15 protein-coding genes are annotated in these 18600 nt (G+C 59.7%); 3 read left to right on the forward strand and 12 right to left on the reverse strand.

All coding sequences use genetic code 11. From position 1 onward, the window contains the following. Positions 1–107: 107 nt before the first annotated feature. Together Q9K01_RS12800 and Q9K01_RS12805 are read right to left on the reverse strand one after the other, a co-directional pair. Positions 108–458, reverse strand: a complete 351-nt coding sequence (locus Q9K01_RS12800) for a hypothetical protein (protein WP_133494780.1) — start codon at positions 456–458, stop codon at positions 108–110. Positions 459–571: 113 nt separating this feature from the next. Beyond that, positions 572–1015: a CBS domain-containing protein gene (locus Q9K01_RS12805; protein WP_050600430.1), complete on the reverse strand. Its 444-nt coding sequence runs from the start codon at positions 1013–1015 to the stop codon at positions 572–574. 346 nt (positions 1016–1361) lie between these two features. On the opposite strand from Q9K01_RS12805, the gene Q9K01_RS12810 reads away from it, so the two are divergent. After that, on the forward strand, positions 1362–3902 hold the full coding sequence (locus Q9K01_RS12810; RefSeq protein WP_050600431.1) for an NAD-dependent epimerase/dehydratase family protein: 2541 nt from the start codon (positions 1362–1364) through the stop codon (positions 3900–3902). Between the two features lie 801 nt (positions 3903–4703). Here the strand turns inward: Q9K01_RS12810 and Q9K01_RS12815 are convergent. Then, positions 4704–5321, reverse strand: coding sequence for a cation efflux transmembrane domain-containing protein (locus Q9K01_RS12815; RefSeq protein ID WP_050600433.1), 618 nt, complete (start codon positions 5319–5321; stop codon positions 4704–4706). Positions 5322–5395: 74 nt separating this feature from the next. On the opposite strand from Q9K01_RS12815, the gene Q9K01_RS12820 reads away from it, so the two are divergent. Further along, the gene (locus tag Q9K01_RS12820) at positions 5396–5794 is read left to right on the forward strand and encodes a MerR family transcriptional regulator (RefSeq protein ID WP_050600434.1); all 399 of its coding nucleotides are present in this window, start codon (positions 5396–5398) and stop codon (positions 5792–5794) included. After that, a complete protein-coding gene (locus Q9K01_RS12825; protein ID WP_050600435.1) occupies positions 5791–6117 on the forward strand; it encodes a YnfA family protein in 327 nt (108 codons plus the stop codon). Before Q9K01_RS12820 ends, Q9K01_RS12825 begins: the two co-directional genes overlap by 4 nt. 246 nt (positions 6118–6363) lie before the next feature. Here Q9K01_RS12825 and Q9K01_RS12830 read toward each other — a convergent pair whose 3' ends face one another. The 9 genes from Q9K01_RS12830 to Q9K01_RS12870 all read right to left on the reverse strand — a co-directional run bounded on the left by Q9K01_RS12830 (position 6364) and on the right by Q9K01_RS12870 (position 18539). Beyond that, positions 6364–8616, reverse strand: coding sequence for a TonB-dependent receptor family protein (locus tag Q9K01_RS12830; RefSeq protein ID WP_063506156.1), 2253 nt, complete (start codon positions 8614–8616; stop codon positions 6364–6366). 440 nt (positions 8617–9056) lie between these two features. Beyond that, the gene (locus Q9K01_RS12835; RefSeq protein ID WP_305930566.1) at positions 9057–10016 is read right to left on the reverse strand and encodes a cation diffusion facilitator family transporter; all 960 of its coding nucleotides are present in this window, start codon (positions 10014–10016) and stop codon (positions 9057–9059) included. Continuing rightward, entirely contained in the window at positions 10016–10903 is an 888-nt protein-coding gene (locus Q9K01_RS12840; protein WP_050600438.1) for a ZIP family metal transporter, read from the reverse strand. The genes Q9K01_RS12835 and Q9K01_RS12840 overlap by 1 nt, the downstream gene beginning before the upstream one ends. A 175-nt stretch (positions 10904–11078) precedes the next feature. Then, a complete protein-coding gene (locus Q9K01_RS12845; protein WP_050600439.1) occupies positions 11079–12101 on the reverse strand; it encodes a sodium:calcium antiporter in 1023 nt (340 codons plus the stop codon). After that, positions 12098–12727, reverse strand: coding sequence for a cation diffusion facilitator family transporter (locus Q9K01_RS12850; protein WP_050600440.1), 630 nt, complete (start codon positions 12725–12727; stop codon positions 12098–12100). The genes Q9K01_RS12845 and Q9K01_RS12850 overlap by 4 nt, the downstream gene beginning before the upstream one ends. Then, positions 12724–13095: a SpoIIAA family protein gene (locus Q9K01_RS12855; protein WP_050600441.1), complete on the reverse strand. Its 372-nt coding sequence runs from the start codon at positions 13093–13095 to the stop codon at positions 12724–12726. The genes Q9K01_RS12850 and Q9K01_RS12855 overlap by 4 nt, the downstream gene beginning before the upstream one ends. Before the next feature lie 440 nt (positions 13096–13535). Then, complete coding sequence (locus Q9K01_RS12860; RefSeq protein WP_050600442.1) at positions 13536–16832, reverse strand: efflux RND transporter permease subunit; 3297 nt, start codon at positions 16830–16832, stop codon at positions 13536–13538. A 22-nt stretch (positions 16833–16854) separates the two neighbouring features. Beyond that, a complete protein-coding gene (locus Q9K01_RS12865; RefSeq protein WP_050600443.1) occupies positions 16855–18003 on the reverse strand; it encodes an efflux RND transporter periplasmic adaptor subunit in 1149 nt (382 codons plus the stop codon). An 11-nt stretch (positions 18004–18014) separates the two neighbouring features. Next, the gene (locus Q9K01_RS12870) at positions 18015–18539 is read right to left on the reverse strand and encodes a TolC family protein (protein ID WP_269062173.1); all 525 of its coding nucleotides are present in this window, start codon (positions 18537–18539) and stop codon (positions 18015–18017) included. Positions 18540–18600: the final 61 nt, after the last annotated feature.

Raw genomic sequence — 18600 nt, forward strand, 5'->3', positions numbered from 1 at the left:
CGTGCAGAGCGAGCTGACGACATAGCATGCCGCACCGGCGAAGACCGGTTCGTGCGGCTGCATCGTTCGTCAGTCTCGCAAAAGGCGCAGCGCGCCTCCAGGAAAAACTAGACGGTGAGGATTGGTTTTGGAGGAGGCGATTCCGGTCGCGGTGAATCTGTTTCAAACCACGGGGCCGCAGAAACAAGGTAGCTCGGTACCAAACGAAGGGGCGCACCCTCCATTTCAGTCGCATTCGACAGAGCCAGAGGCGGCAGGCAATTCATGGCAATCACGCAATCGAGCGTCATGCTGGAACATGGTCCTGCCGGATCGGTGGATGTATCGCTATCGGCCATCTCGGCACAATCGCTCATCTCCGCCGCCTCGATCTGAGGAAGGGCTGCCGCATTCGCTCCAACCTGGACAAAGAGTCCGAAGCCAAAAAGGATCAAGGTCAAGGTACGAATGAACTTCACCGGCCCGAGATAGTCGGGGGCGAGGCGATTGGCAAGTAACGAGCGATTGCGGACGGGGACCGATCAGATCGCCCCGTCCGCTTTAAGCGCGTAAAATAAATAGTCTTTTGCGACTAGCAGCATCCCGCCGAAGCTGGCTCCGAACTAGCTTCGGATACCTCGCGCACGAGGTCACCCGTTTCCTTCTCAGCTGCGCTTCTGGCGATATCGGCCTGCGCAACGATGCCGCAGCATTTGCCTTCGTCATCGACCACCGGAAGCCGCCGAACCTGATTGTCTTCCATCTTGGTGCAGCATTCGTCGACGCTTGCATCGGCGGTGACAGTAACAGGTGATGATGTCATCACCTCCTCAACGCGTTGGTCGGAGGAATTGCCTTTGGCAACACAGCGGCAGGCGATGTCCCTGTCGGTCACCACGCCCACCAACGCACCGGAATCATCGACAACGGGGATTTGGCCGCAATCATTATCGACCATCAGTAAAGCTGCCTCTTGCACGGTGCTCGATGGATTGCAGCATGCGGGGTTCGATGTCATTACGTCTTGGGCCTTCATGTCGCCTCCTACTCTTCGAAAATTGTAGTTTGATATGACAGAACTACGGTCTCCCCTTACCATGTGTTCCTATTTCAAAGCCGACTCGTTGGTCTTTCGCGCTGGTCCGTATTATCGGCTGCCGAGGAAACCCGAGGCTCGGCAGGAAGGGTGCCGTTAGTTAAATCCAATGCCCGCTCGCTGCGGAAATTGCTCTCGATGTGAGGGAAATCGATCGTTATTTCGTAACAGGGAGAAGGACTGCGTTTTCCCGCACGCTTTCGGGTTGGAAACTCTGTTAGATTGAGGTTTTTAGGCACCGCTCAAGGGTCGTGAGGTCGTTCAAAGTCGAAGCAAGGATCATATCTTGACTGACAACTCCGATAAACCTGTCGTGATCGTTACTGGCTCGAGCGGCTATATCGGCTCAGCCATCGTAAAGAAGCTTGCAGCGAGATACCGCGTGATCGGATTCGACCGCGACGCCGCTCCCCATCCCCCGGCAGAGGCCGAATGCGTCTGTGTCGATGTCACCGACCAGGCGAGCATCGATGCCGCCTTCGAACGCGTTCGAACCGCCTATGGCAAAAGGATCGCCTCCTTCGTCCACCTTGCTGCCTATTTCGATCTTACCGGTGAACCGAACCCCAAATATGACGCGGTGACGGTCAAGGGAACCGGTCGATTGCTCGACGCACTTCAGGATTTCGAAATCGACCAGTTCGTGTTCGTGAGCACGATGCTGGCCCATGCCCCCATCAAGGGCGGCGGGCTGATCGACGAGACCTCGCCGCTGGACACGGATCTGCCCTACCGCGAATCGAAGGTCCGCACCGAGCAGTTGATCCGCGAGAAGCGCGGCGACATCGATGCGGTCTTCGTGCGGCCTGCGGGCGTATACGACGATGAAGGCCATTCGGCGTTTCTGGCACAGCAGGTCGCGCGAATTTACGAGAAGCGGCCGAGCGCCCGCGTCTATCCCGGTGACCTCGACACCGGACAGCCATATTTGCACCTTGAGGATTTGCTCGACGGGATCGAGCGAATCGTCGACCGGCGGAGCGAGCTTCCCAGTGAATGGCCGGTTCTTCTCGGCGAAGATGACGTGATGTCCTATGGCGAACTGCAAAAGTCGCTTGGACGCCTGATCCACGATGAGGACTGGACGACGCGCACGGTGCCGAAGGGCCTCGCCAAGACCGGCGCCTGGGTCGAAAACGAAGTGCTTGGCGAAGAGACTTTCATCCGGCCGTGGATGGTGGACATTTCGGACGACCACTACGAACTCGATCTCAGCAATGCGCGGGAAAGGCTGGACTGGACGCCGCAGCACAGGCTGAGGACCGCCCTCCCGCGGATCGTCGAAGGTCTGAAAGCCGATCCTTCGGCCTGGTACGCTGAGAACAAGCTCAATGCCGCGCGGGTGGCCGGCAGCAATTTCGATGAAGCCGATGAGGCAGAGCCTGCCCCGCTAAGCGAAGATGCTCTGGCGGACCACGCCGGTCACATGCGCAAGATGCATTTCAACATGCTCTGGGTTCATTGGTTTACGATGTTGCTCGGCCTATGGCTCGCGACCACACCGTTTGTCTTCGGGACCTTCGACCAGAGCGAATTTACCGCTGCAGTCACGCGCATAACCGAGGATCGCGATCTCTGGGATCCCGCGCTACGAAGCTGGCTGACAGCCTGGAACGATTTGGTGAGCGGCGTGCTGATCATGATCTTCGCGGCCATTTCCCTTTCGCCGCGCGGAGGCTGGGCGCAATGGGCGAACACCTGTATCGGCATCTGGCTGCTCGGCGCCCCGTTGCTGTTCTGGACGCCCGATGCTGCCGTCTATGCCAACGACACTTTCATCGGCGCACTGGTGATCGCTTTCACCATCCTGGTGCCCATGATGCCGGGCATGGCTCCGGAAGGCATGATGGACGACAGCGACGTGCCGCCGGGTTGGACCTATTCGCCCTCGACCTATGTCCAGCGCATGCCGATCATTATTCTCGGCGCCGTCGGTTTCTTTCTTTCACGTATCCTCACGGCATATCAGCTCGGCCATATCGACGGCGTGTGGGAGCCGTTCTTCGCTTCGCCAAGCGCGCTCAACGGGACCGAATACATCATTACCTCCGATGTCTCCAAGGCCTGGCCGGTGGCCGATGGCGGCATCGGTGCGATGAGCTACATGTTCGAGATCCTGATGGGCGTCATGGGCGGCAGGGCCCGCTGGCGGACCATGCCCTGGATGGTGACACTGTTCGGCATCGTCGTCGTGCCCCTCGGCGTGATCAGCATCTACTTCATCATCATCCAGCCGATCATGATCGGCACCTATTGCACGATCTGCCTCATGGCGGCGGCCGCGATGCTGATCATGATCCCCTATTCGCTCGACGAGCTGGTCGCGATGGGCCAGTTCCTGGTTCTCAACACGCGGCGCGGGCGACCGTTCTGGCGCTCGTTCTTCCGCGGCGACGCGCTGCCAGGCGGCAGCAAGGACTCACATCCCGGTTTCGATGCTCCGCTCGCGGCGATCGGCGGTTCGGCGGCGCGCGGGGTCACGGTCCCATGGACATTGGCCATCAGTGTGCTGATCGGTGCTTTCCTGATGTTCTCCAGGCTCGTTCTTGGGAATGTACCGCCTCTTGCTGACAGCGACCATCTGGTCGGCGCGCTGGTCATCACGGTATCGGTAATTGCCATGGCGGAGGTCGCAAGGCCATTGCGCTTTCTCAACGTCGCGTTCGGTGCCTGGCTCATCGTGGCTCCGTGGCTTATGGACGGAGGCGCCAGTACTGTTGGCAACGTTGTCGGTACGATGCTCGGAGCGCTTCTGATTGTACTGAGCCTGCCAAGAGGGCATCGGAGCGACGAACATTACGGAAGCTGGGACCGGTTCGTTGTTTAGCGGATCGGCATGGCGATGGCGGAGCCAATGCAATAGGATGGTGAGCTTTGGAGCCTATTAATACGGGTAGGCCCGAAGCAGTGTGGCGGGGCGCGCATCCCGCCCTGTGGATCGCCATTTTCGGCGGACTGATTGCCTTCGCCTGGGAAATGTTCCAGCTCCCGTTCTACAGCACTGACGGGCTTGGTCCTGTTGAAGCCGCATACCGATGTGGTCTGGCATCGTTCGGTGACGCGGGTATCATGGTGGCGGCCTATCTGGGCGCCTCGTTGGGAAACCGCCGAACACCTTGGCTTGTCGACTGGCCAATATCCCGCTTCCTTATCTATCTCGCCATCGGTCTCGCGATAACATCCGTGGTCGAAATATTGGCCGTTGGGGCTGCCTGGGGCTGGACCTACAGTCCCACTATGCCGCTAGTCCCTGGGACAAAGATCGGACTCGTTCCCATAATCATGTGGGTTCTTGTCCCGACCGCGACCCTTTGGCTCTCACGAAAAATGGGACTTGGGTCAGCCTAGTCGAAGCGAGCGAAAGTGATTCCTAATGAGCAGCGGTCGCCGGGATGAGCAGCGCGACGAATTGCATCAAGACTGTCACCATCAGGAGAGACAATCGTTACCCGGCCGCCGAAAACATCACCGTCTCCGGAGTCCACCGCAAGGATGGTTTTGATGGACCAGTACTCATGCGGTCACCTGCAATAATTGAAAGCGGTTGGCCTTCAATGGGCTTTGAAAGGAAGTTAGCGTAAGCCAGCAGAGGTCGTGCTATCACGTAACTGCCTGTCGGAGTCCCTTCTCAAGCAGAGCGCAACTCACCGCGCGCTTGACCGAATACCTCAATACTGCCCCAAATTGCTAGGCTGGCCATAATGGCGGCCACGACCAGGTCGGGCCACGCGCGCCCGGTTCCGAAGACACCCAGCGCCGCGCCCAGAACCGCTACATTGCCGATCGCGTCGTTGCGCGAGCAAATCCACACCGAGCGCATGTTGGCATCACCCGTGCGAAACCGGAACAACATCGCGGCAACTGCGAGATTCACCGCAAGCGCGACGGTTCCGATAATGCCCATGGTCCCGGCGTCCGGCGAGGCACCGACAAAGAAACCCCAGATCGCGGAGCCAAGCACCCATAGCCCGAACGCCAGCATGGTCGCTGCTTTGGCAATGGCTGCGCAAGCGCGCCACGCAAGCGCCATTCCGGCAACGCAGAGACTTATGGCGTAATTTGCCGCATCGCCCAGAAAATCGAGTGCGTCAGCCTGCAATGCACGCGAATCAGCAGCAAGGCCCGCCACGATTTCGACGCTGAACATAACCGCATTGAGAATGAGAGCGATCCACAGGATACGGCGCCACAGCGGATCATTATTCGCCTCGACGTCCTCGACAGGACCGCAGCAATTTTTTCCCATTCGCTCGACTCCTTGTGTCGAATCGATTTATACACCTTGTAGTCGCTACAAGGTCAAGCGATCGAGGGAAGCCTATGCGGATCGGTGAACTCGCCCGCGCGGCGGGCGTAAAAGCGGAAACCATCCGTTACTATGAACGCGAGGGCGTTCTCGCGTCCCCGCCCCGCACACAGGCCAACTATCGCGACTACGGTCCCGAGCACGCCCGGAGACTGAATTTCATTCGCCGCGCGCGCGACCTGGGGTTTTCCATGACGCGCATTCGCGAACTTCTCGAACTGGCCGACGACCGGTCGCGGGCCTGCCATGCGGTCGACACGCTGGCACGAGCGCACCTGGGCGAAGTCAACCGCAAGATTGCCGATCTGGAGGCTCTCCGAAGGGAACTGCGCCGGATGCTGGAAAACTGCGAGCAAGGAACGGTCGGCACCTGTCTGGTCATTGAAGCGCTCGCCGAGGGGACTGAAGCGTGAACGCGATATGGATCTATCCCCTTGCCGCGCTCGCCGAGATTGCGGGGTGCTTTGCGTTCTGGGCCTGGTTCAGAATGGACAGGAGCGCCTGGTGGCTCCTTCCCGGAGTATTGGCGCTCGTGTTGTTCGCCTATCTCCTTGCTCGCATTGAGGCGGATGCTGCAGGGCGAGCCTTCGCCGCCTATGGCGGCGTCTATATCACCGCGTCGCTTGGCTGGCTCTGGCTCGTCGAAGATACACAGCCGGATCGCTGGGATCTGCTAGGAGCATTGATCTGCCTCGGCGGTGCCACAGTCATCCTTTTCGCGCCACGCGTGGCCTGAAAGATCGCGACGAATCCCTGATACTGAAAACACCGGTCGACTTTTCAGGGATACGATTGTCGTTCGAGAACCAGGATTCGCGGACGAGCTCACCCCCAGGCGTCCGCAACAGTCTTGGTGGGGAGTTCCGCCCTGCCCAATCCCGTCTGGCATTCGATCTAGGGTCAGCTTTCATCTCAGTTCTCGCCTCCAAGCACGCAAAATGAAGGGGGCGCGAACATCAACGCCAAAAGCCTCACGCGGAGTTTAAAAACTGACCCGAGCACCACCCACAATGCGCCGCGGAACCCCTGGTCGCAGACCGAACGGGCGCCTGCTCACGGCGTATTGATTGTCGAGAACATTGTCGACGCGCGCAAACAGGGAGAATTTGTCAGTCAGCGCGTAACTTCCCGCAATATCGAAGACGATGCGATCATCGATCCTCTCGTTTTCAGCAACGGCTCCGCTTCCTGGATTGTCGCGCAACTCGGAAACGTAGTTGGCGCCAACGGTAGCCGCCGCACGTCCCATGTTTACCCCCGCTTCGACATAGAGCTGATGGCGCGCGATGTACGGCAGGTCATCGCCTTCGTTTACGTCGCCAAAAAATTCGCTGTCGAAGCTGCTGTCGAATTCTGCATCCGTGAACGTGTAGGCAAGCGAGAGCGGGAACGAGACCGAATTGGAAAGGCGAGGTTCAACCGCCGCCGACAGTTCCAGCCCTTTGACCGTAACCGCGCCGCCATTGAACTGATCGCCAATATCACCGACGCTGCAGCCCACGGATTGAGTGCAGTTGCCCAGAAGGTTCGAGTAGTCGTTGTAGAAGCCGATCGCGGAGACCTGGACCTTGTCGCTCCGATAGCGGACCCCGGCTTCGTAGTTCCAGCTTTCCTCGGCCCGTGCATCAGGATTGCCTGGACCGGGAGGTGAGAAACCGCGCGACACACCTGCCAGCAATATGGCATCACCCAACTCGTAGGTGGCGCCAAGACCTGGCAACCACTGATCGATATTGGTCTGACGGACACGTGTCGGCCCATTTGAGCGATCCGGGTCCGACCCGGCATAGTCGAGCCGGGTCAGGTCAATCCCTTCATACCTCAAGCCGGGAGTCAGTGTCAGGGCACCGATCTCGATCCGGTCCTCGATATAGAACGCGATCGCCTTTGCTTTCGCTTCCCGGTTGGCTTGCTGACCAAGATCGGTCTGCCGTTCGAAGACGAGATCACCCCCGATCTGTGAGTAGAATTCCTCGTTTTGCAGCCTGTCTTCCTCATCCTCGTGGTAGCGGACAGATACGGCAAGGTTGTGCCTCGCGCCGCCCATCTCGAAGGGGCGCTCAAGCGAAATCTGAGCGCCTTCGCTGCGATAGACGCGGTTGTTGTTCCGTATGCGAACCGCGCCCTCGAAGCTATCCGCCCCGCGCAAGATGCTAAGCGCCCCGGCATTGTCCTCTGGATTAACGAAAACCGAGCTAATTGAATCGAAGCTGCCATCGCCGTCGAAGTCGATATCCTGGAGCTTGGACCAGCTGCGGGCAAAGTCGTTCCGGTACAGCGTAGCTGTGATCCTCGTTCCGTCAGAAAATGCCAAGCTGCCGGTAACGCGATATTGATCGTGCTCACCGGAAAAAGCGTCGCGCTGGCTTGCCGCATAGCGACGATAGGGCTCCGCGGCGAAATCGGTGTCGGCAAGTCCAAGGTACGTCTCGTTGGCTTCAAGGTCCGATCGGCCATAGACGAATTCCAGTCGCGCCTCGACAGGCGCGTCCGGTGCTGTGTGAACAGCCAAGCGTCCACGGTAATCCTGTCGCTCGAAACCGGTGTCGGCGTCGGGAAGCCCATCAATCGTCTTGAAGCCGTCGCTGCCCTGCTGGTAGGTTTCAAGCAGCGCGCCGACGTAGTCCGTGTCTCCACCGACCCAGGCCTGTCCCTGATAATAGTCGCGCGACCCGTATTGCCCGAAAGCGTAGCCAGCCAGCCCGTCGGCCGGAATGTCGGTCGACCGAAGATTGACCGCCCCGCCGATCGTACGGGGCCCATAGCGAATGGCGGCGGCCCCTTTCGTGACTTCGACCGCCTGCATGCGCCCGATGGCCGGGAAATAATACGCTGCCGGCGCGGCATAGGGAGCAGGCGCGATCAGCACGCCGTCTTCCATGAGCGTGATGTTGCTCGAACGTTCGACCGGACTGCCGCGCAGACCGATATTCGGGAACAAGCCGAACCCGTCTTCCTCCTGCGTGTTGATGCCGGGGACCTGCCGCAGGACGCGATTTACATCCCCGTAATCGAACCGGCGCAGATCCTCGCTGTCGATAAGATCGGCCGATCCCGCGATACGGTAGGGATCGATCCGGCCGCCGACCACGATGATCGAATCCACCGGATTCTCCCGGCGCTCGTCTGCAATCTGTTCGGCGCGCACCTCTCCGTCATCAGGCCCGGTAGTCTCTTGTGCCACCGCCGGTGCGGACAAAGCGATTGCGAGGGACGAGACGGTAGTACGATACATAAAAACTTCCTGTTCTCCGAGTGTGGAAATCCGGGCCCTAACCTTATTGCGATTGCCTCGCAAGAGCAAAAACACGCTTTGGGAAAACTTCTCGGTAGCGCTCGTGCGCGTAGCTGTGCAGCGCAGCGCGGGGGATTTGCGACACCGATGAGGCAAGGATGTGGTGATTTACCTGAGCTTCAAAGAGTAAGCCTGCGGTCGGCTGTTTTCCTTTGTAACCGAGCAACTGCAACGCATTTAACACCTTGCGCAGCGCGGTCCTTTTTGCACGAGCAGGGCCAGGCCGATGGCAAGCCCGACAATCCTCGCAAGCCTGAGTTAGGGTTGTTCAACGAACACTCGTACGCACCCAAACCTTGCGGCCGAGCTTTGACGGCCCGGGTTTCCGGTTTTTCAGCAATTATCGTGGTCTGCAGACGTCATCGAATACGCACACAAATCTAAGGCTGATGGGGTCCGCCAACTTCATGCGGATGTGCGGTTTGATGCGCGGGAACGAGATCGGCTTCGCAGTCCGTTTCAAAGCACGCTTCGAATGTCGCATGCTCAATTTGAAATTCTTCTTTCAACATCGACCTAGCCCGGCCCTTCACTTTCTCGAATTGCTCAAGTGAAGCGCCTTCAGGGGTTACATGCGTTTCCAGCGCCCGGTGATGCTCGCCGATCGACCAAACATGAACATGATGTACTCCGTCGATCCCATCCAACTTTTCGAGTGCCAAAACGATCCGATCAAACTCCAGCTCGTCGGGAACCGCGCCCATCAAGAGCCGGACTGTCCGCGGCATCAGGGTCACCCCCTGCCAGAAGACATAACCGGCGATGATTAGGGTGATGATCAGATCCGCGATGTAGAGATCGTATAGCAGGATCAGCGCGCCAGCAACGATCACACCGACCGACGCGAGAGCATCGGAGACGTTGTGCAGAAAGGCCGCCTTCATGTTGATGCTGTCATGCGAACCGCGATAGACGATGAAGGCAGTCACCAGATCGATGACCAGCGCTATGCCCGCCACGCCTATGACGGTCCATCCCTCGACCGGTTGGGGATCGGCGAACCGGTTGATTGCCTCCACCAACAGGTAGAAGCCGATGATAAGCAGCGTCGTGAGGTTGATGAGTGCGGCGACGACTTCGCCTTGCGCATAACCGAAGGTCATAAGTTTGTCGGCGGGTCGCCGCCCGATTTTGCGCGCGAACCAGGCCAGGCCAAGCGAAGCCGCATCGCTGAAATTGTGCAAGGCGTCGGCTATGAGCGCGAGCGACCCTGAGACGATCCCGCCAATGATTTGGGCAACTGTAAGCAAAACGTTGATCGCCACTGCAAAGATCAGCTGGCGATCGCTGAGATTTTCTTCGCCGTGACTATGTCCGGCGTGACCGTGGGATTGCTCCATTACTCGCGTCCCATTGTGAAGGGTTCAATGCTAAACGCGACTGCCGGTCGCTCTGCGGGATGCTCCAAACCCGAATTCGGAAGATCCACCGCGTCTGATAATTCATCAAGCCCGGCGAAAATGAGTGCGAGAAGGGCGAACCCGACGAGAAAAACAAGAAGCGATTTGAAGTGCCCCGCTGTGTGTGCCGCTTGATGAAGAAGCAAAGCTCTTACCGCCGCAGCCAGGAGCAACCCTGCAAGGACGGTGAGGAGCCAAGGCAGCCCGAAACTATCGACACTGTGTACCATCCAGAATGCCAACAGCGCAGAACCGATGAAGGCCAGAGCGAGACCGACCTGTAGCGCGATGCGGTCCATTCGGCTTGAGCTAGCGGCTATGAACCTGGAGCCAATCTGACGACTGACCAAGACATTCGCCATGGCCAACCCTGCCGCGGTGACTATTGCCAAAGTCACGGAAGCGGCTGCTGCAATACCGAGGGTCAAACCATAGCCGATCAGATCGACGATGGAGAAGATCGACGATACAGCAACATTGGACAAATCCTCGTCATGATCATGCTGCTTTCTTTTGCCGTCCGCGAAACGGCCTCTGAGATAGCCGGCTGCCTTGCACAGAAGAACATAGGCTCCTCCACCGAGCAAAAAGAGCACAGGGATGGCCCAGCTGTCGACTGCCGATTGGACGAACGGCGTAACCGCTAGCGCAGCGGTCGCAAACAGAACGCCCGCAGCAGCAGGATACAACAGATCGGACCGGCGCAATCCCGCCCCCACACGTTCGACCCACAACGTCCCTACGACCAAGCCGGTGCTTGCGAATATCGCAAGAAGCAAAACATGCGATCGGCTTTGTGTCTCAAAGATAGTGTCGAAAAGGCTCATTAGCTTTTCAAACCCCGTACCGCCGGAAGTTCGTCTGCGACTTTCTTCCGCGCGACAGGCAAATCTCCATCAAAATCTTTTCGGGGAGATGTCCTCATAAGCAAGGGCTGATCGTCATGATCCTCTTCGCGGTGGCTATGGCCGCTCCGTTCACCCTGATCTCGGTTGTCATTGCTCATCCGGCTCCTCCGGAGACTTGCAAAGGCTTCACCCACAGGAATATTACGGCAATAAAAGCCGCATTGGCTGCCCAGAACGCGAAGATGTGCCATCGACCAAAGCCTCTTTTCTCTTCGTCTCCCAACGAAAGAAAGAGAGCGTATAGCGCGGCCATCAGCACGACGAACGCGAGACTGACCCAGAAGAGTTGAAAATTCTCGATCGGCGTTCCGATGATGGTGAGCGGGATGAAGGCGAGCGTCATGGTCACGACATGGTCGCCGATCACGCTTGTGCTGGCGGAGGTCACCTGACCGGAGCGCGCGACGCTCCAGGTCGTGAACACCTCGGGCAGCGATGCGACGGCGGCAGTGATGAAAAGACCGCCGACGATATTCGGGATGCCGAGTGCGCTCACGATCCTTTCGGTCGAGAATACGGTGAAGTAGGCCCCGACCGCCAGGGCGCCGACGCCCGCTATGGCCATCCATTTCTCCTTTAGACTCCACTCTACCTCCTCTCCCTTCTCTCGGCCCCGAACGAGAGCCTGAAGGAGATAGGCGAGATACGCGATCAGCAGCAGCCATCCATCGATCGGCTGCAACCCGCGCCAAGGGGCGGGAAGCGTCAGTAGAGCGAAGACCGCGAGGATCGCCAGGTAAGGCAGCGCCTGGACGGTAAGAGCCCCCTTATCGACCGCGACGTAATGATCACGACGATGCTTCTTGTGCTCCTTGTCAGCACCTTCAAGGGCCCCTTTACGGGTCGCCAGATAAGCGGTCGTCACGATCACCGGAATCACCAGAACGGTCGAACCCAGCATGGCGCCAAGGCCGATATCGGACACATCACGAGCAGCGCTCGTCACATTGATGCCCATCTCTGGCGAAGCGGCGGCTAGACCTAAAAAGGAGCCCCCCGCCGCGACGGAGAACCCCCATTGCTTGCGTAATTTCTTGAGCGGTGCGGACAGGCGTTCCGCGCCCCAATGAGCGGCCCAGACGGCGGCGAGGAGAACCGCTGCCCAGACCGCGATCACTTGCGCCAGCCCTCGTGCTCTGTGCCCTCTTCCTCATGGATGTCCATATGCGCATCGCGCAGGATCTCGATGCCGCCGTAGATCGCTATGCAGGCCACACCGATCCCGACGACGAGATCGGGCCAATTCGATCCGGTGAAAAACACTACGATACCCGCTATGATAATCCCGCCGTTCGAAACGAAATCATTCAAACTGAACGTGGTGGCTGCACGTAAATTGACATCCTTATTCTGCAAACGTTTCAGCAGGTAAAGGCACCAGAGGTTCACCGCACCGGCAACCAGCGCCATCACCATCATGACGCCGCCGATCGGATCCGAACCCTCCATGAAGCGCCGGATGGCATCGAGAATCACACCGCCTGCGAACACAAGCAGCATGACCCCGGAAAAACGCGCGGCTCCGCGCTTCCAGACCCGGGAGCGGGTGAGCGCAAGCAGGCTCAATGCATAGACAATCGCGTCCGACGAATTGTCGAGCCCATTGGCAATCAGCGCGTTGGAATCGCCGATTACCCCGGTGATGAAAAACCCTATCGCAATCGCCACATTGAGCCAGAAAACGATCCAGAGAGTGCGGCGCTTTTCGGCCGAATCGAGGTTGAGTTCGCCTTCGCCGCTCATGACGCATTCCTTCCGTCTCTCGCCCAGCTTTCGGCGGCAACCCGCTCGACAGGTGTGAAAAACCTCATCTCCGCGCGGAATAGCGGATCGAAAAGCTTGGTGCCCCACTCTTCCCAACTACTATCGCCGACCATCGCGATCCGGCCGAAGCTGTCCTTGTGCTTCGCATCGAATTTCAGGTCGCGCCAGAGACCGCCCATATCCCAGCCAGAAAAGTCGGGAGCAAGTTCGATAAGCATCGGAACCGTCCCAGGAACTCGCGCCGCGACGCGCTCGAAAAACGGAACGAAGCGGTCATAGTCGCTATCGGAAAGCGTTCCGTCCGCCCTGATGAGCAACAGACCGTTATCTTCGATTGCGGTGAGCATGGCGATTTCTCCTCTTGAATGTTCCGCGCGACCGTCGAGCGGCTTTGGCGCGTCCTCTGGACAGCGGTAAAAGATGCGCTCGAAACCTCGATAGTTGCAGGTGAAGGGCCGTCCCGGGCTACAATCTTCGATCGTAAGATGGCGCACTTGCATTGGCCGCGCATGCCGTTCGAAGGGCTTATGGTCATGGTATATGCGATGGCCTCACCCTCATCGCGCCAGATGCCGACAGCGGACAGATCACCGTCCGAAGGTTGCACCTCTGCATAGAAGCCATCGGCGAAAAACACCCACGCCGTGCCCGTATCGCAGCCGGGCGTTCTGCCGAGGCTCCGCGCGCCCGCAATTGAGTCCGATACCGGATCGCTTCGAGACTTGTCAGTCCCGAAGCGATCTGAGGCAGACAAATTGACCTAGCTAACTTCAATTAGCCCTCCCCTTCAAGTAACATCCCGAAGTTCTTTACGTTCCTCAGGCGTGACGTTGCGACGCAGGCGGTCCCACCATCTTTGGCGCCAGCTTCGCTTCTCCTTGCCATCATCGAGTACCAGGCGAGCGATCGCTGGCAAAACGAACAGCGTGAGCGCAGTGGCTGTGATCAGCCCGCCGATAACCACCGTAGCCAAGGGACGTTGCACCTCAGCACCTGTTCCTGTGGCAATCGCCATCGGCACAAAACCCAGCGACGCCACCAACGCGGTCATGAGCACCGGTCGCAGTCGCGCCAGCGCGCCATCGGCAATCGCCTCATCCAGTGACATCCCGCTGTCGAGTCGCTGCCGGATCGCGGTCATCATGACGAGACCGTTGAGCACCGCCACGCCGGAAAGCGCGATAAAGCCGACCGCTGCCGACACCGAGAATGGCAAGCCTCGCAGCGCCAGAGCGAACACCCCGCCAGCCAAGGCCATGGGAATGGCACTGAACACGGCAAGCGCTGGAACCCATCCACCCAAAGCCATGAACAGCAAGAGGAGAACCAGAGCGAAGGCAATCGGGACGACGATGGTGAGCCGCGCCTGCGCTTCCTGCAGGTTCTGATACTGTCCGCCCCATTCGATGAAGGAGGCCGGCGGCATATCGACGCCGGTCGAAACCCTTTCCTGCGCTTCCTCAACAAAGGAGCCGAGATCGCGCTCGCGTACGTTGGCCGAGACGATCACAAGCCTTCGGCCCTGCTCTCGCCGAACCTCGGCAAGGCCATCGACGACCTGAAAATCGGCCAATGTCCGCAAAGGAACGGTGACCCCGTTTTCAAGCACGATCGGGAGCGCGCCGAGCTGGTCGAAATCGTCGCGCGTAGCATCCTCGAGGCGCACGACAACATCGAAACGGCGATCGCCCTCGAACACCAGTCCTGCTGGCCGCCCGCCGAGCGCGATAGCAACCGACTGTGCCACTTCCTCGACGGTCAGACCATAGCGCGCGATGGTCGGGCGATCGAAGGCGATGTCCAGCGTAGGAAAGCCGGTCACCTGCTGCACCTTCACGTCCGCGGCGCCTTCGACACCTCCAAGCACGCCCGCGACCTCGCCCGCAGCTTCGGTGAGCGCAGTGAGGTCATCGCCGTAGAGCTTGACCGCGACATCGCCGCGCACACCGGCGATCAGCTCGTTGAAGCGCAGCTCGATAGGCTGGCTGAACTCGTAGAGATTGCCGATGAGGCCTCCGAGCGCGCTTTCCATTTCACCAACAAGCTCATCTTTCGGCAAATCGGGATCGGGCCATTCGTCGCGAGGCTTCAGGATGACATAAGCGTCCGAAGCATTGGGGGGCATTGGATCGCTGGCGACTTCGGCCGTGCCCGTCCGTGAGAACACAAGATCAACTTGGGGAAACTCTTCGAGCCGGTCTTCGACCCGCCGCTGCATCGCCAGCGAGCGTTCGAGCGATGTCGAGGGGATGCGCAAGGATTGCACCGCGATGTCGCGTTCATCGAGCTGCGGGGTGAACTCGCTGCCCAGAAAGCCGAACACAAAAACCGCTACTGTGAAGAGACCAACCCCGGCACCAATCATCGGCCAGGGCCGCGCAATGACCTTGCGCACGGCGGGACCGTAGCGCTCTTTGGCCCAGCGAATGGGCTTCACCTCCTTTTCGGTCAGCTTCTTGTTGAGCAGGACCGCAATCATCGCTGGCACGAAGGTCAATGAAAGAACGAAGGCCGAAGCCAGCGCGAGCATCATCGTGATCGCCATGGGCGAGAACGTCTTGCCCTCGACCCCGGTAAAGGTCAGCAGCGGCGCGAAGACGAGGAAGATAATCGCCTGACCGTAGACGGTCGGTTTGATCATTTCCTGCGCTGCGAGACGCGTTTCGGTCAGCCGCTCACCCAAGGTAAGCAAGCGTCCTTCGCGATGTTGCCGGGCCGCAAGCCGGGCGACGCTGTTCTCGACAATGATGACCGCACCATCGACGATCAGCCCGAAGTCGAGCGCGCCCAGGCTCATCAGATTACCTGAGACACCAAGCCGGTTCATCCCCACCGCTGCCATCAGCATCGAAACGGGAATGACCAGTGCGGTGATTATGGCGGCGCGGATATTGCCGAGCAAGAGGAACAGGACGGCGATCACGAGCAATGCGCCTTCGAGCAGGTTCTTTTCGACGGTGGAGATCGTCGCATCGACTAGTGAGGAACGATTGTAGACAATCTCAGCGACAACTCCGTCCGGAAGCGATGCGCGGACCTCTTCAAGTCTCTCGGCAGCACCAGCCGCAACGGTCCGGCTGTTCTCGCCCGCGCGCATCAACACAGTTCCCACCACCGCCTCTTCACCGTTCAGTGAAGCAGCACCGGTTCGCAGGTCGCCGCCGATCTCCACATCGGCCACATCGCCGATGCGGATGGGCACGCCCTCGCGGGTCGCAATGACGGCTTCTTCGATGTCGGCAATGCTGCCCAGCCTCGCGTCCACGCGGACAAGCAGGGCTTCGTCGGCACGATCGACGAAATTGGCGCCTGCCGCCAGATTGGCGGCTTCTAGAGCATCGATGAGTGAGTCGAATGACAGGCCATAGCCGGTGAGACGTGCCGGATCGGGCTGAACAAGGAATTGCTTTTCGAACCCGCCAATCGAATCCACGCCGGCCACGCCGTCGATCGAGCGCATCAACGGCGCGACCACCCAATCCTGCACAGTGCGCAGATAGGCCGCCTTAGCCACCTCACTCTCGAGGCGGTCGCCGCGTTCGGTGATGAAGCTGCCATCGGACTGCCAGCCTGTGCGGCCACCAGTGGTCGCACCCTTGCCACCGGGATGCTCATACTCGATCGTATACATCAGCACTTCGCCAAGGCCGGTGGAGATCGGCCCCATGGTAGGCTCCGCTCCTTCGGGCAATGAAGCGCCAATCGGCGCGAGCCGTTCGTTCACCTGCTGCCGGGCGAAGTAGAGGTCGGTGCCCTCCTCGAAAATCGCGGTGACCTGGCTGAAGCCGTTGCGCGAAATCGATCGTGTCATCTCCAGGCCTTCGATCCCGGCAAGTCCGGTTTCGATGGGGAAGGTCACCTGCGTCTCGACCTGCGAAGGTGAGAGCGCGGCAGCGCTGGTGTTGATCTGGACCTGCGTGTTGGTGATGTCGGGAACCGCGTCGATCGGCAGGCGCACCAGATTGAACGCTCCGTAGATCGCTGCGAACACGGTCAGGACGATGATCGCCCAGCGGAAACGAACGGCGACATCGAGGATGACTCCGATCGGGCCGTGACGGTGGCTACCTTCGTCCGAAGACATGGGAGAAGATGCCGTGGTTTGATCAATGGCCATGTTCTGCGCCCTCCTTTTCGAGCTCGGACTTCAACAGGAAGGCATTGGCAGTCGCGATCCGCTGACCGGGCTCGAGCCCGGAGAGGATCGTCACCATTCCGGCAGACCGGCTGCCGATCTCGACCTCCCGAGCCTGAAATCCGCGTCGTGTCCGCACGAAGACAACATCGCGTCCTTCGAGCACCTGCACAGCATCTTCGGGTACCGCGATACGGCTCTGGTCCAATTCGCCCGAGGGGCGAATACGCGCCTGAAGGAACGATCCGGGCTGCAGACCGGGAACGGCGCGCGTCAAGGTAAGAACCGCTGTCGCGCTACGGCTCTCGGCATCGAGCGAAGGCGTTACCGACCGGACGCGAGCGCCGATCTCCCTTCCATCGCCGAGGATCAACGCAGCCTCGTCGCCAGGCTGGATGCGTGAAGCATCTTCGGAAGGCAGCGCAACCTCGATCTGCAAGCCGCTGGGATTGACCACGCTGTAAAGCTCCTCCCCGGCGTCGACGAACGAGCCGAGCACGATTGGAGCGGCGGTCACACGGCCCGAAAGCGGACTGGTGACAGCGAGCGAGCGTCCATCGCCGCTCACGCCTGCCGCGGCGACGGCCGCCTGCGACCGGTTCAGTTCGGAACGGGCAACGTCAAGATTGGCGCGCGCCGCTTCGAGATCCTGGCGTGCGGTCACGTTGGCTTCGAATAGCCGGCGCTCCCGTTCATAGGCCGCCGAAAGCTCGGTTACGCGGGCGCGGGCGGCACTAAGCTGGGAAGCGAGTGCAGCCGCATCGGCGCTTTCGATCCGAGCGACGGTCTCGCCCTGCCGGACATAATCGCCAAGCGTCTTGCCAACGCTGCGCACGACACCGGAAGCCCGTGCATCGATGCGTGCGCTGGCGGTCGGACTTGCCGCAACCGTTGCAGGAAATACGAGTTCGACAGCGGCACCCGTTTGCACCGCTGCGACCTCGATCTCGGCGGTGCGGATCTGCTCTTGCTCGATTAGCACGAGCCCCTCGGGCAGTTCTGTCTCTGCGACCTCTTCGTCCGCGTGGGTGTCGACCTGGCTGTCAGGCCAGAACATCAGCATCAAGGCCGAAACAAGTATGACAATTCCGGCGATGATCGCCAGTCTTTTGCGGTTCATTTTGGTATTCCTCATTGTGCGGCCAGCCTGATCAGTTCGGCGGCAGCTTGTCCCCGGTCTTCTTGCGCAGCAATCAACGCCTCGCGAATGGCATCGCGCGCTTCGGCTGCGCTCAACACTTCGATCAACGGAAAACGGCCATTGCGATAACCGATGCGGACGAGCCGAAGAGCCTCCTCGGCCTGGGGGAGTGATGTCGTGGAAAGCGTCTCGACGCGCGCTTCGGCAGCAAGATATTGCGATCGTGCGCGCGTCACGGCTTGCTCGAAATCGGCCAACGCTACAGCCTCGCGAGCATTGGCGGCGCGCAGCCTTGCTTCGGCTGCAGCGATATTGCCCTGATTACGATTCAAGAAGGGAAGCGGGATCGAGACACCGAGAAGAAAGGCACTGTCATTGCTTTCCTCGAAGCGTCGAACACCGGCGGAAACGACGGGATCGGGAATGCGCAGGCTGCGCTCACGATCGATCTCGGCGGCGGCGGCGGTGCTTTCCGCACGCGCCACTCGCAATTGCAGACCGCTTGCTGTCGCCATTACAGCACCGGGCGGTTCGATCCCGGGGAACCTGCTCGGAACAAGCGGCGGCGCCCCCTGA

Origin of the sequence: Qipengyuania benthica, assembly GCF_030717865.1 — a bacterium.
In the GTDB taxonomy this organism is placed as follows: Bacteria; Pseudomonadota; Alphaproteobacteria; order Sphingomonadales; family Sphingomonadaceae; genus Qipengyuania; species Qipengyuania benthica.

What these genes read in the sequence shown, in the direction of transcription:
- Q9K01_RS12805 (WP_050600430.1), bottom strand. Translation starts at nt 1,015, where the DNA reads ATGAAGGCCCAAGACGTAATGACATCGAACCCCGCATGCTGCAATCCA.
- Q9K01_RS12815 (WP_050600433.1), bottom strand. Translation starts at nt 5,321, where the DNA reads ATGGGAAAAAATTGCTGCGGTCCTGTCGAGGACGTCGAGGCGAATAAT.
- Q9K01_RS12820 (WP_050600434.1), top strand. Translation starts at nt 5,396, where the DNA reads ATGCGGATCGGTGAACTCGCCCGCGCGGCGGGCGTAAAAGCGGAAACC.
- Q9K01_RS12830 (WP_063506156.1), bottom strand. Translation starts at nt 8,616, where the DNA reads ATGTATCGTACTACCGTCTCGTCCCTCGCAATCGCTTTGTCCGCACCG.
- Q9K01_RS12835 (WP_305930566.1), bottom strand. Translation starts at nt 10,016, where the DNA reads ATGGAGCAATCCCACGGTCACGCCGGACATAGTCACGGCGAAGAAAAT.
- Q9K01_RS12840 (WP_050600438.1), bottom strand. Translation starts at nt 10,903, where the DNA reads ATGAGCCTTTTCGACACTATCTTTGAGACACAAAGCCGATCGCATGTT.
- Q9K01_RS12850 (WP_050600440.1), bottom strand. Translation starts at nt 12,727, where the DNA reads ATGAGCGGCGAAGGCGAACTCAACCTCGATTCGGCCGAAAAGCGCCGC.
- Q9K01_RS12855 (WP_050600441.1), bottom strand. Translation starts at nt 13,095, where the DNA reads ATGCTCACCGCAATCGAAGATAACGGTCTGTTGCTCATCAGGGCGGAC.
- Q9K01_RS12860 (WP_050600442.1), bottom strand. Translation starts at nt 16,832, where the DNA reads ATGTCTTCGGACGAAGGTAGCCACCGTCACGGCCCGATCGGAGTCATC.
- Q9K01_RS12865 (WP_050600443.1), bottom strand. Translation starts at nt 18,003, where the DNA reads ATGAACCGCAAAAGACTGGCGATCATCGCCGGAATTGTCATACTTGTT.
- Q9K01_RS12870 (WP_269062173.1), bottom strand. Translation starts at nt 18,539, where the DNA reads ATGGCGACAGCAAGCGGTCTGCAATTGCGAGTGGCGCGTGCGGAAAGC.